Raw genomic sequence first — 13001 nt, forward strand, 5'->3', positions numbered from 1 at the left:
TACATTGACTCATCAAGCCTGAACGGCTTTTGCAGAAAGAGGCCCGTGTGATGTTCCAGTCGACAGAACAACTCAAACCTGTTCGATCGCGATCATTGCCGATTTCCCTCACCGAAGATTTTAAGGCCATGATGTTGAGCTGCTGGTAATGCTCCAGCATCTGCGTCAAAGCCGCGCCGCTCCTGGCTGGACAGCTTGGGTGGAGGCGGATCTGTAGGTATACCTGAGCGCACCAAATAAACGGAAGGCGGGACAACTTCCCTTATTTAAGTTTTAGTTAAGAACTTCAATTATGAAAAATCTGACAACCTCTGTATTTCCGTTAGTACTCATCTTGGGGGCAGTATTCTCTACTCCGGCCTCTGCTGATTGCGCACATAAACGTGCGGCCATTGAATATCAGATTCTGCAAGCGGAGAAGTATGGCAATACCCACCGCGTGGCAGGACTGAAAAGGGCGCTGAGTAGAACAAACGCCTATTGTGTCGACCACAGCTACGTCAGTCAGATCACGAGTGTGGAGAAGAGAGTAATGAAACTCGAAAGCAAACTGCATGATAAACAGGACGACGTGCGAGAAGCCCAGATCAAACTGCGCGAAGCTCAAGCCACGGGCAGCCCCAAAAAGATTGCCGAGGTTCGAAGGAAACTTCAGGAAAAGCAGGATGACTTGAATGAAATAGCGACCGAACTGCGAGAGGCACAAGCGATGCCGGGTAATAGTTGAGGGGCTTGCTTGGTATCTGAAGTCAACACGCTGAGTTTGCAAACCAACATCATCAGGGAGTCGTAACCGACGGGCTAGGATGACCCTGAGGGCTGTCAACGAAGAGAGCGAAGCCGGCAATCGTCCCGCTCTTGGCTAGCCAGTGCCTTTTTGCCCTGAATCACGGTGGGTTTGCGATAACCAATGGCGCCTTCAGTCAAGGTGGCTCCGGTGACCGACTTGCTCGCGTCCATGTCATCGGGCAGGCGATTGAGGTCGATCCGGTTCGGTAATAGCTGTTGAAGGTAGGCAGTACCGCCACCCCCATGGCGTTGGTGCGGGTTTCACCATTTTGCAGCGGCACCCCGGCAACACCGTCGGTGTCGAGCATGATCCGTGTGCCGCCGCTGATTTTTCGGCCCGGTCGGCGCTTTGACAACGGGCCTATATGGCCCGTTGCCTTATGTCCGGATTATTCAAAACAATATGATGAAACGATATAGCAACTGATTTGCGCTCCTAAAAAGGCTGATCTATACATCCAAGCCACACATTGATGAGGTGTGTGCAAAGCAAGGGCTCACGGAACCGGAGCTCCTGCATAACAAGGGATAGAAACAGCGCTTCAAGGATGATTCAGCCATGCATGCGTATCGGCATTTCGGTCGTTGTTCCGTTTTTAAACGAAGCCACAATTCTTCGATCCAGGTTTTCGGCCAGGTAGCTCATTGCCACCGGCGCTCGATTCGACCTGATTCCCCTCCTACCTATCGCCTTCGCGGCGCTATCCCTTCTGTCCATCGCGCCTCTATGGCTCCTCGGCATCAGCCGGGTGTCGGCGTGTGGCGAGAAACATCCGAGTGTTCCACCCGGGTGACCCTGGGCAATAGCCCGAACGGACTCTGTAAAGGTGATCCGTTGTTCTGAGGCAATCCTGCCTCGATTGAAGCGAATGTCGGACCGGATCGGCTCACCCCGCAGGTGACCCGAGGCGGATCCCGTGTAGTCGTTCGTCCAACCTTTTTATGACGCAGTACCCACTTTTCCAGGATGGAGATGGTTATGACTGTACTCAGAGTTGGCATCGTCGGCCTCGGCGCGCAGATGCAAGAAAACCTGCTGCCCACGCTTCTGCAAATGCCGGATATTCGCATCGTCGCGGTGTGCGACAGCGACTTGAACCGCGCCGGACAGATTCACCGCTTCATCTCCGAGGTCGCGATCACCGACGACTTCGACGAGATGCTCGATACCGCTGCGCTGGATGCGGTGGTCATGGCGTGCCCGCCCCAGGCGCACCGCGACCTGGCGATCAAGGCAATGGCCAAGGGCGTGCACGTCTTCGTCGAGAAGCCGCCGTGCTTCACCCTCGCCGAGCTCGAATACCTGATCGGCGCGGCGCGCCAGGCCCAGGTCGTCACCGGCGTGGGCATGAACTTCAAATATGCCAAGCCCATGCGCCAGCTGCGCGATATGACGCGCACCGAGCAGTTCGGCAAGGTCGTGCACATCCAGCTCAACCACTATGCGAGCAAACCCACCGCGCCGCTGTGGGGGCTGGATTCCACGCTGCGTTCGTTCCTGCTGGCCCAGGCGATTCACACCATCGACCTTGGCGTGACCTTCGGCGGCGGCGAATTGCGCGATATCGAATCCCGGGTCCAGCGCCACGAGGACTCGCTGCTGGTGAGCCTGGAGCTCGGTTTCAGCTCCGGCGCGACGGTCAGCCTGCTGAGCGGGACGATGTTCCCGTACTTCGAATTCGACATGAAGATCGTCAGCTCCAATTCGATGATGGTCGAGCTCAACAACCTGTGGAACATCACCCTGCACGAGCCGGTACATGGCACCGGGGCAACCGGCACCGCCAAGCGCTGGCGCGGCGCGTGGCAGCCAGGGCCGCTGGATTCGGGTTATGAGCGCAGCGGTTATTTCGGCGAACTGGAGAAGTTCTTCGACGCGGTGCGCAACCGTACGCCTTACGAGGCCAGCTTCGAGAGCCTGCTGCCGACCTTCCGGGTGATCGAGCAGATCTGTCATGCCGACAGCGCCCGCGCCGATGTCGCCCCCGTGCTTGCCCTCCACTCCACCCATGCCGCCAAGTCCCCAGCCTTTCTCGGAGCCCAGACCAATGTCCTCTAATCTCTCCAGCGCCGCCCGCATCTCCGTTTCCGACAAATACCGCCCGGTGTACGCCGACGATCTGCTGACCTTGCAGAACACCCTGGAACGGCCGCTGTCCGGCACCAGCGATGTGGTGGGCGAATACGAGGCCAAGCTGGCAGCCTGGTTCGAGGCGCGGCATGCGATCGCGGTCTCCTCGGGTGGCGCGGCCCTGAGCGTGGCGATCTACGCCGCCGGCGTCGGTCCCGGCGACGATGTGCTGCTGACGCCGAGCTGCCCGCTGTGCACCATCTATCCGATCATCGCCGCGGGCGCCAACCCGATCTTCGTCGACACCCGCCGTCACGGTTTCGGCGCCGACCCGGAATCGATCAAGGCCCGCATTACCCCGCGGACCCGGGCAATCATCGATATTCCGATGTGGGGCTACCCCACCGAAGTCGATGAGCTGCAAGGCCTGACCCGCGAGCTGGGGATCAAGCTGATCCTCGACCTGGCGCATTCCCATGGCAGCACCCTCAATGGCCGGCCGCTGTCGGCCTACGGCGACCTGTCGTGCTTCAGCACCCACGAACGCAAGCCGCTGGCCACCGGCGAGGGCGGATTCATCCTCACCGACGACGACCAACTGGCCCAGCGTTGCCGCGACTACAGCCGCTTCGGCAACCTCAACGGCAAGGATTTCGGCCTCAACTACAAGCTGGCCGCGCTGCCTGCCGCCCTGGGCGCCAACCGCCTGGACTCGCTGGCCGCGCAGATCGAGCAGCGCCGCGCCAATGCCACCTACTTCCTGCAGCAGCTCGACCACAGCAAGGTGCGGGAAAAGGTCATCATCGAGGGCGGGCGGACCAACTACTACTTCCTCAACCTGGAGCTGCATTTCGCCGACAACCGGGCCTTCATCGATTACCTGGACGAGGCGGGCATCCCGTCGGACATCAAGCGCTACGGCTGCAAGGCGCTCTATGAGTTCCCGGCGTTGGCCCAGTACCGCAACGACTGTCCCAACGCCGAGGCGCTGCTGGCCAGCATGACCACCATCCCGGTCCATCCGGACATCACCCGCGCCGAACTGGATTACATGGCCGAACGGATCAACCAGTACGGGGCCGCATGATGACGGACGTTCCTGATCGTTCGACCCTGGACCGGCATTTCACGGCCTCGGCGTTCGTGTTGAACCCCGACCGCAAGATGCTCCTGCTGCACCACCGCAAACTGGGGGTCTGGCTGTATCCGGGCGGCCATATCGAACAGGGGGAAACCCCTGATGTGGCGGTGCTGCGCGAGATCTACGAAGAAACCGGGATTCACGCCGCCCTGCTGGGCGAGCGTGACCTGGAACTGGCGGATGCCGAGACCGATGTCACTGTGTTGCACCAGCCTTACCGGATCCTCTGCGAATACATCGATGACAAGCGCGGGCCGCATTACCACCTGGACCTGATCTACCTCACCGCCACCGACCTGCGGGCTTGCCCGCCGGAGCGCGAGGTGGAAAACGCGCGCTTCTTCAGCCGGCAGGAAACCGCCGAGCTGAAGATGTTCCCCAACTTCCGGCGCATGGTGGACCGGGTGTTCGCCGATGCCGAGGTATGGGACATGGTCGGCCGGAAGGTGGCGCCATGAACCAGGCCCTTGCTCAACAGGCCCGGGTCATCGCGGACAAGTGCGGCCACGATACCCCCGACGATATCCCCGAACTGCAACGAGCCCTGGCGACAGGGCTGACCGGCACCTCGCAGATCGTCGAGGACTACGAGACCGCGCTCGCCGTGTTGTACGGCGTGCGCCACGTGATCGCCGTGTCTTCGGGGGCCGCTTCGGTCACCGCGGCGCTGGCCGGCGTGCGGTTCCAGCCGGGGGATGAAGTGATAGTCGCGCCCACGTGCCCGATCTGCACCGTCCTGCCGATCCTGTCCCTGGGCCTGGTCCCGGTGTTCTGCGATGTGGCGCCGGACAACTTCGGGCTCGACCCGGATGACCTGCAACGCTGCATCGGCCCGCGCACCTGCGCGGTGATCGAGGTGCCGATGTGGGGGTATCCGGTTGCCTCGCATACCACCTGGGCCACCACGCGCCAGGCTGGCATCCCGCTGATCCAGGACCTGGCCCATGCGCACCTGACGCGCCTGAACGGCAGCTGGCTGGCGCAGCATGGCGATATCAGCTGCTTCAGCACCCACGACTGCAAGTTCATGTCCACCGGCGAGGGCGGTTTTGTCATGACCGATGACGACGAGCGCGCCAGCCGTATCCGCGCCTACACCCGCTTCGGCAACCTCACCGGCGAAACCCTGGGCATCAACCTCAAGCTCGGCGGTCTGCAGGCCGCCCTCGGGCTGGCGCGTTCGCGGCAGCTGGAAAGCCGCTTGCACCAGCGCCAGGCCAACCGCCGGCAGCTGCTGGAGCAACTGGACAACCCGGCGCTCCGCGAACTGCCGCTGACCCCCGGTGGAGAGGCCAATGCCTATGCCTTGTTGTTGCAGGCGGTGGGGCACGACGGGCGTGAACTGGTGCACTACCAGCAGCGTCACGGCATCCCTTCGGACATCGGCAAGTACGACAACCAGCCGCTGTACCAGCTGCCGCTGCTGGCGCAGTACCGCCGCGATTGCCCCAACGCCGCCCGGTTGCTGCGTTCGCTGACCACGGTGCCGCTGCACCCGGGCCTGGCGGGCGACGACCTGGCTTACATTGCAAAGGTGCTCAATGACTACTCCCCAGCCTGATACCGCCACGGGCGGTCGACATGCCGTGGTCATCGGCGGCAGCGTGACGGGTTGCCTGACGGCCGCGGTCCTGGCCCGGCGTTTCCAGCGGGTCACGGTGATCGAGAAGAGCGATTTCTTCGACGAGACCGGCCCGCGCCAGAGCCTGCCCCAGGAGCACCACGTTCACCTGTTGCTGCTGCGCGGCAAGCAGATCATCGAAGGCATCTTCCCCGGCACCCTGAGCGCCCTGGAGCAGGGCGGCGCGCAAGTGGCCGACCTGGGTCACGACGTGAAGTGGTACCAGGGCGGGCGTTGGAAAAACCGCTACCGCAGTGGCATTTATGCCCATTACTGCAGCCGGCGCCTGATCGACAACCAGCTGCGCCGGGCCCTGCTCGGCGTGCTGAACATCGAGGTGCTGTCGAGCACCCGGGTCACGCAGATCGAGTTCACCGGGGTCGATCCTTCCCGGCGGGTCGAGGCGGTGACCGTCGACGATGGCCACGGCGAGCGGACGCTGCGCTGCGATCTGCTGGTCGACGCCAGCGGGCGTGGCACGCGCTTGCCGACGTGGCTGAAAGAGGCCGGCTTCGGCGAGGTCGAGACCAGCGTGGTCAAGACCGAGCTGGGTTATGCGTCGCGCATCTACCGGCGCCTTCCGGCCTATGCCGAGCAGTGGCAGGTCCTGCTGGTGCTGCCCAAGGCGCCGCTGCAGCGTTCCATGGGAGTGATCAGTCCGATCGAAGGCGACCGCTGGATGGTCACCACCGGTGGCTGGTTCGGTCACTTTCCCGGCAACGACCCGCAGGAGTTCCTGCAGGCGCTGGCGGCGCTTCCGGTGCCGGATATCCATGAGGTGATCCGCGACGCCGAGCCGCTGTCGCCGGTCTACACCTTCAAGATGCCCGGCAGTCGCCGCACGCACTTCGATCGGGTCGAGCACTGGCCGGCCGGGCTGCTGGTGGTCGGCGATGCCTTGAGCAGCATGAACCCGCTGTACAGCCAGGGCATGACCATCGGCGCGCTGGAGGCCGATTGCATCGACCGCCACATCGACCAGGTATTGCAGGGCGGCCAGGGCTTTCGCCAATTGCAGGGACGCCTGTGCGAAGTGGTCGATGGCGCCTGGAGCATGGCCACCACCGAAGACTTCCGTTTTCCCGAAACCGTTGGCCAGCGCAGTTGGCGCACGCGTTTCCATCATTGGTACGGCGCCGGCCTGGGCCAGGTCTCGGCGAACAATCGGCGGGCCCTGGAAACCCAGATTGGCGTGACCAACCTGGTGATGGAGCCCAGCAAGCTCTACACACCGGCGATCGCCTCGCGTATCGCCCTCAACGCCCTTCTTGCGGAGAAAACCCGACCATGATCGATGATCGACTGCACTTCTCGGGGATCGAACACCTGGTCTTCGACTGGAACGGCACCCTGATCGACGACATCGCCCTGGCGGTCAGCGCGGTCAATCGCTGTGGCGAGCGCTATGCGGTGCCGCCCATCGATGCCGTGCGCTACCGTGCGCTGTTCGACTTTCCGATTGCCGATTTCTACGCCTCCCTGGGGTTCGACCTGCTGCGCACGCCCTTCGCGCGAATCGTCGAGCACTACCTGGAGCATTTCGATACGCATGTCGCGCAGTGCCCGCTGCACGATGGGGTATTCGAGGTGCTGGAGGCAGCGCGCAATGCCGGGATCGGCGTCTCCATCGTGTCCGCCTCGCATTGCGACGTGCTGCGCAAGACCCTGGAAGCCAAGGGCCTGCTCGGACATTTCGAATATGTCGTGGGGCTGAGCCACAACCAGGCCACCAGCAAGACCGCTGAGGCCCTGATGCTGCAGGAAAAGCTCGGCACACCGGCCGGGCGTACCCTGTTCATCGGCGATACCCTGCACGACTACGACGTGGCGCGGGCCGTCGGCTGGCAGCCGCTGCTGGTCAGCACCGGCCATCAGGACATCGACCGCCTGCGGCAGGCCGACGCCCCGGTCTTCGGCGGGTTGGGTGAACTGCTGGGCCATTACGCCAGTGGCGAGCGGCGCGCCGTCGTTCACGAGGGGGCCTGATCATGGACACCGAGCACATGGTCCTGCTGGGCCTGATCGCTGTTTCGCTGTTGTTGCGCGCGCTGGTCGCTTTTTATTACCGGGATGCGCAGCGGGTGCTGCGCCTGCTCAAGCTGATACCGCGCCTGGAGGGGCGGCGGGAGCAGTACTACCGCCCGCTGGATACCTGGTTCGCGCCGCTGCCCTTTGTCTGGACATGGCTGGATATAGTCGCCGCGGTGCAGGCGGCGTCGATCTACTCGTCGCCGCTGGCCTGGCTGGCGGTGCTGCTGTGGAGCGGCGGGCGCATGCGCGCGTTGCAGGAGTTCGGGCACAACGCGGTGCACTTCGCCCTGTGTCGCCACCATGCCTGGCAGTGGTGGCTGAGCAACGTGTTCTACCAGTTCCCGATGTTCAAGCGCGACATGCGCAGCCGGCACCAGACCCACACCCTGGAACACCATCGCCACCCCAACCATCCGCAACTCGACCCCAACCGCGCCCGGGTGCATGCCGGCGGCTACGTGGCGGGCCTGTCGCCCAGCGGTTTCTATGCGCTGTTGCTGTACCCGCTGACCCCTCGCGGGGCCTGGGTCAATCTCACCACCCTGGTGCGCAGCAGCCTGCTCAACCATTCCCGCCTGACCACCCTGGTGCGGTGCCTGAGCGTGGCGGCGGTGGCGGCGTTGCTGTACGCCTTCGGCGGCTGGAAAGGCGTGTTGTTCGGCTGGTTGCTGCCGTTGCTGACGTCCTATCCGGTGTTTGCCTGGATCTCGCTGCTGACCGAGCACCGCTGGTTCATCGAGGGCACCGCGCGCAATCGCCGCGAGCTGGAATACCTGGCGGGCCGGCCCACCGATTACTTCGGGGTTTCCGGCTGGCTGGTGCGGGTATTCATCGCCCCGACGTCCGACGCCTATCACCTGGCGCACTCCCTGTACCCCGGCGTGCGCTGGAACTACCTGCCGGCGATCGACCGGCACCTGAAAATCCACGAACCGCGCTACAGCAGCAACGCCAGCGAAGGCTTGCTGTTGCCTCGCGGCAATGCGCCCACGGCCCTGTCCGAACTCTATGAGCGCCTGGTGTGCAGCGAACACGAACCGTCCCCCCTGAAGTCGAGAGGTAGCCTGTGACCCATTCCACTCCAACCCAGCACGTTCAACGTATCGGCATCATCGGCGGCAGCGGCCTGCAACAGCTGCCAGGCCTGCAGGACATTCAGCAAGTGGAATGCACGACCGCCTTCGGCACGCCGTCGTCGCCGCTCACCCAGGGCACGCTCAATGGCGTGCCCGTGGCCTTTGTGCAACGGCATGGCGTGGGGCACGTGATACCACCGGCCTCGATCAATGCCCGGGCCAACATCGCCGCGCTGCGCAGCGTCGGTTGCACGCAATTGCTGTCGGTCAGCGCGGTGGGCAGCCTGACCCACGACGCGCCTCCCGGCAGCTTTGTGCTGATCGACCAGTACATCGACCGCACCATCCAGCGGGAAAAAACCTTTTTCGGCCCCGGGCTGGTCGGCCATGTGCCCTTTGGCGAGCCGGTCTGCGCGCGCATGCGTGGCGTGCTCGCCGAGAGTGCCGAGGCCGCCGATATCCAGGCGCGCAATGGCGGCACCTACGTGGTCATGGAAGGCCCGCAGTTCTCCACCCGCGCCGAGTCCCACCTGTACCGCCAGTGGGGCGGCACGGTGATCGGCATGACCGCGATGCCCGAAGCCAAGCTGGCCCGCGAGGCCGAGCTTTGCTACGCGATGATCGCCATTCCGACCGATTTCGACTGCTGGCACGAATCCCATGAGCCGGTGAACGCCACGCTGGTGGCGCAACGCATGGCGGACACCTTCAACCTGACCCGGCGGCTGGTGACCGAAGCCGTGACCCGCCTGGGCCGGCATGCCGGTGCCTGCCCCTGCGGTTGCGACCACGCCCTGGACACCGCGGTGATGACCGCGCCCGAGCACCGCGACCCGCGCATGGTCGAGCGTCTGTTGAGCGTTGCGCCCCATGCCACTCATCTCTCTGCGAGCAAGGAATAAAGCGATGAACCAGGCCATCTCCACCAAGGACCGGGTGCGGATCCATCAGGTCGAAGTGCTTTCGGACAATTGGTACGTGCTGCGCAAAACCACCTACGATTTCCAGGGCCGCGACGGGGTCTGGCGCACCCTGGACCGGGAAACCTACGACCGCGGCAATGGCGCCACCATCCTGCTGTACAGCAGGGCCAAGCAGACGGTGGTGCTGACCCGGCAGTTCCGTTTCCCGGCCTTCGTCAACGAACACGACGGCATGCTGATCGAAACCTGCGCCGGACTGCTGGACAAGGACGATGCGCGGACCTGCATCCACAAGGAGACGGAGGAGGAAACCGGCTATCGCATCCGTGAGGTGCGCAAGGTGTTCGAAGCCTTCATGAGCCCCGGTTCGGTCACCGAGCGCCTGCACTTTTTCGTCGGCGAATATTTCGATGAAGACAAGCAAAGCGAGGGTGGCGGCCTGGAACACGAGGGCGAAGAGATCGAAGTGCTGGAGCTGCCGATCGACCGGGCCCTGGCAATGATCGACAGCGGCGAGATCTGCGACGGCAAGACCATCATGCTGCTGCAGTACGCCAAGCTGCACCGGCTGCTGGAGGCCACCGATGACTGAGCTCAACGCCATCAGCTCGATGGAAAACGCCGAGCTGGCCGAATTCATCGCCGGCATCAGCCAGCACATCGGCATGCCGGTGCGCCTGACCCGTTGTTCCACCTCGGAGCTGATCGAGCGCCTGCACGGTGGCAGCGCCGGGGCCTGGGACCTGTTGCTGGGCACGGCGGCCACCGCCTTGCTCGACCCGGCCCTGGCCTGGCAACTGATGCCGCTGACGGACATCGAATTCTCCGGCCTGCCGGACGCCGCGGTGGCCACTGATCGCCGGTGGTTCGCGGCATCGGGTTTCGTCCCGGCCTTCTGTTACGACCCCAAGGTCCTGGCCCGCGAAGGCCTCGCGGTGCCGACCCGCTGGCAGGACCTGACAGGCCCCGAATGGGCCGGGCGCATCGCCTTGCCCGACCCCGCGCGCTCCGGTGCCGGTTACCTGCACCTCAGCGCGCTGCTCGAGCATTACGGCGAACCCGCCTGGGCACTGCTGGCCCAGGTGGCCGGGCACGGCCCTGCGATCAGCGGTTCCTCCACGGCGCCGATCGAGGCCGTCGTACAGGGGCAGGCCTGGCTGGGGGTGACGGTGTCGACCGCGGCCACCCGCGCCGCCGAACAGCACCCGCAGCTGCGCTGGTGCGTGCCCGAAGATGCACGCTGTTATGAGGACGAGGTGTTCGCCTGCCGGGCCGGCTCGCCCAACGCCGCCTATGCGCAGCAGGCGTTGCAATGGATGCTCACCCCGGCCGCGGCGCAGATCAGCCAGCGCTATGGCAAAGTCGTGCCGGGCCAGGCTCACCCGGTCGGCGCGCTGCAACCGCTGCCGGCCTTGCAGGCCAGTCGCGACAAGGCCGCGCGCTGTCGGCATTGGCAGGCGCTGTTCAGCCGGGAGACGGCCCATGGCTGAAGCCGCGCGGGATTCCAGTCAAGCGCTTAGCCGCCAGGAGCAGGTCCGCGAGGCGCGCCCGTGGTTCCTGTACCTGCTGTTCGGGCTGTTCGGCGCCCAGCAAGGGTTGCTCGGGCCGATCATGCCGTTCCTGCGCGACACCCTGGCCCTCGACCTCGGTTGGGCCGGCCTGCATTTCGCCGCCTATGCCGCCGGCCTGGCGCTGGTCGGCTGGCCCTATCGCTGGCTGGAACGACGGTTGCGCTCGACGAGCATGAGCACCATCGCCTGCCTCTCGGTGGTTATTGCCAGCAGCCTGTTCGCCCTTGCCGGACACTGGTCGCTGAGCTTGCTCGCCGCTGGGGCGATGGGCCTGTCGGGCGGATTTGTACTGGCGGTAGGGCAGGCGGCCCTGGGCGAGCGTTATCGCGAACAGGCCGCGCCGAGGCTGGTGGAGGCGCACATCGTCGCCGGATTGTGCGTGCTCGGCGGCGCCCTGCTGGTGGGTGGCATGACCGGCCTGGGCCTGTCCTGGCGCCTGGTGCCAAGCAGCATCGCCGCCGTCGCGCTGCTGGTGACCTTGCTCTCGCTGAGTGCCTGGAACGCCCCGGCGACACTCGCCGCCACCGATCAAGCCCGCGAGAGCGGGCAGACCCTCATGACCCGGCGGGTGCAACTGAGCCTGTGGGCCTTGGTGCTGCTGGGTATTTCCGCGGAATGGGGCGTCGGTTTCTGGGGCGCGGAATACCTGGCCGTGCATGTCCAGGTCAGCGCCTCGGCCGCGGCCACGCTGATGAGCCTGTATTTTGCCGGCACGGTGTGCGGGCGCCTGGCCAGCCGTTATGCGTTGATCCGCATCAGCCCGTTGCCGCTGCTGGTCGGCGTGATGCTCGGGGCCATCGCCACCCTGGTGCTGCTGTACTTCAGCCAGACCCGGCTGCTGACGGCCTTGTTCATCTTTGTCCTGGGCGCCTGCCTGGGCAATTTCTTCCCGCTGATCCTCGGTTCGGCGATGCGCATCGCGCCCCAGGCCAGCTCGGCCATCAGCGCCCAGGCTTCGCAGGCGGTGGGCGTGGCGCTGCTGCTGGCGCCTTTCCTGCTGGGCCTGCTGTCCTCGCGGATCGGTGTCGAAGCGGCTTTCAGCCTGTTGATCGTCTACCCCTTTCTCATGCTGCCGATCGCCCGCGGTCTGCATTTTTCCGGAGCACGCCCTTGAAGCTTTCTGCCCTGTTGTTCGATCTCGACGGCACCCTCATCGACACCGATGACCTGCACCTCAACGCCTACAACCAGTTGCTGGCGCGCTGGGGAAAATCCATGAGCCTGGATTACTACAAGGCCCACGTGATGGGCTTTCCCGACGACATGATTTTCTCCGGCCTGTTTCCCCAGGCGCCGGCGACGCAATACCCGGAGCTGGCGGCGCAGAAGGAGGCCATGTTCCGCGCCCAGCTGCGCGAGACCATTCCGGTGCCTGGCGTGCTGCGTACCCTGGATTATGCCCAGGCGGCCGGCATCCCCATGGCGGTGGTGACCAATGCGCCCAGGGAAAACGCCGAAGCCATGCTCCAGGGCCTGGGGATTGCCGAGCGCTTCGATGCGCTGGTGATCGGCGGTGAGCTGGCGCGCGGCAAGCCTGACCCGCTGCCTTACCTGACGGCCTTGCGCTTGCTGGACGCGAGCGCCGATCAGGCGCTGGCCTTCGAGGACTCGCTGGCCGGCGTGCGTTCCGCGGCAGCGGCGGGCATCCACACCTTTGGCATGCTCTCGGGCCTGGAGGAAACTCAGCTTCGCGAGGCGGGTGCGCGGAGTATCATCCGGGACTTCAACGATGAGGCCTTGTGGCAGCGACTCCAGGTCCCTGCCTGAGCCCGGGCGGT

The 13001-nt window shown here is 64.5% G+C and carries 13 protein-coding genes; all 13 read left to right on the top strand.

The annotated features are described in order from the left end of the window. Window positions 1-292: 292 nt before the first annotated feature. Window positions 293-727 (top strand): DUF1090 domain-containing protein, encoded by a 435-nt coding sequence (locus BMY68_RS14930; protein WP_085532652.1) that lies wholly within the window; start codon window positions 293-295, stop codon window positions 725-727. Window positions 728-1768: 1041 nt separating this feature from the next. After that, window positions 1769-2848, top strand: coding sequence for a Gfo/Idh/MocA family protein (locus BMY68_RS14935; protein ID WP_085532654.1), 1080 nt, complete (start codon window positions 1769-1771; stop codon window positions 2846-2848). Then, the gene (locus tag BMY68_RS14940) at window positions 2838-3947 is read left to right on the top strand and encodes a DegT/DnrJ/EryC1/StrS family aminotransferase (RefSeq protein ID WP_009041455.1); all 1110 of its coding nucleotides are present in this window, start codon (window positions 2838-2840) and stop codon (window positions 3945-3947) included. Before BMY68_RS14935 ends, BMY68_RS14940 begins: the two co-directional genes overlap by 11 nt. Then, window positions 3947-4459 carry an NUDIX hydrolase gene (locus tag BMY68_RS14945; protein WP_225970752.1) on the top strand — a complete coding sequence of 171 codons (513 nt, stop codon included), beginning with the start codon at window positions 3947-3949 and terminating at the stop codon, window positions 4457-4459. Before BMY68_RS14940 ends, BMY68_RS14945 begins: the two co-directional genes overlap by 1 nt. Then, entirely contained in the window at window positions 4456-5562 is a 1107-nt protein-coding gene (locus tag BMY68_RS14950) for a DegT/DnrJ/EryC1/StrS family aminotransferase (RefSeq protein WP_085532656.1), read from the top strand. Before BMY68_RS14945 ends, BMY68_RS14950 begins: the two co-directional genes overlap by 4 nt. Then, window positions 5543-6913: an NAD(P)/FAD-dependent oxidoreductase gene (locus tag BMY68_RS14955; protein WP_085532658.1), complete on the top strand. Its 1371-nt coding sequence runs from the start codon at window positions 5543-5545 to the stop codon at window positions 6911-6913. Before BMY68_RS14950 ends, BMY68_RS14955 begins: the two co-directional genes overlap by 20 nt. Next, window positions 6910-7608: an HAD family hydrolase gene (locus BMY68_RS14960; RefSeq protein ID WP_085532660.1), complete on the top strand. Its 699-nt coding sequence runs from the start codon at window positions 6910-6912 to the stop codon at window positions 7606-7608. The genes BMY68_RS14955 and BMY68_RS14960 overlap by 4 nt, the downstream gene beginning before the upstream one ends. Window positions 7609-7610: 2 nt before the next feature. Beyond that, window positions 7611-8723: a fatty acid desaturase family protein gene (locus BMY68_RS14965; protein ID WP_085532662.1), complete on the top strand. Its 1113-nt coding sequence runs from the start codon at window positions 7611-7613 to the stop codon at window positions 8721-8723. After that, window positions 8720-9631 (top strand): S-methyl-5'-thioadenosine phosphorylase, encoded by a 912-nt coding sequence (gene mtnP, locus BMY68_RS14970; RefSeq protein WP_085532664.1) that lies wholly within the window; start codon window positions 8720-8722, stop codon window positions 9629-9631. The genes BMY68_RS14965 and mtnP overlap by 4 nt, the downstream gene beginning before the upstream one ends. 4 nt (window positions 9632-9635) lie before the next feature. Next, window positions 9636-10244 carry a GDP-mannose pyrophosphatase NudK gene (gene nudK, locus BMY68_RS14975; protein WP_009041448.1) on the top strand — a complete coding sequence of 203 codons (609 nt, stop codon included), beginning with the start codon at window positions 9636-9638 and terminating at the stop codon, window positions 10242-10244. After that, on the top strand, window positions 10237-11142 hold the full coding sequence (locus BMY68_RS14980; protein ID WP_085532666.1) for an ABC transporter substrate-binding protein: 906 nt from the start codon (window positions 10237-10239) through the stop codon (window positions 11140-11142). The genes nudK and BMY68_RS14980 overlap by 8 nt, the downstream gene beginning before the upstream one ends. After that, entirely contained in the window at window positions 11135-12337 is a 1203-nt protein-coding gene (locus BMY68_RS14985) for an MFS transporter (RefSeq protein WP_085532668.1), read from the top strand. The genes BMY68_RS14980 and BMY68_RS14985 overlap by 8 nt, the downstream gene beginning before the upstream one ends. Then, entirely contained in the window at window positions 12334-12990 is a 657-nt protein-coding gene (locus BMY68_RS14990) for an HAD family hydrolase (RefSeq protein ID WP_085532670.1), read from the top strand. Before BMY68_RS14985 ends, BMY68_RS14990 begins: the two co-directional genes overlap by 4 nt. Window positions 12991-13001: the final 11 nt, after the last annotated feature.

Source organism: Pseudomonas sp. NFACC41-3, from assembly GCF_900109505.1.
GTDB classification, from domain to species: domain Bacteria; phylum Pseudomonadota; class Gammaproteobacteria; order Pseudomonadales; family Pseudomonadaceae; genus Aquipseudomonas; species Aquipseudomonas chlororaphis.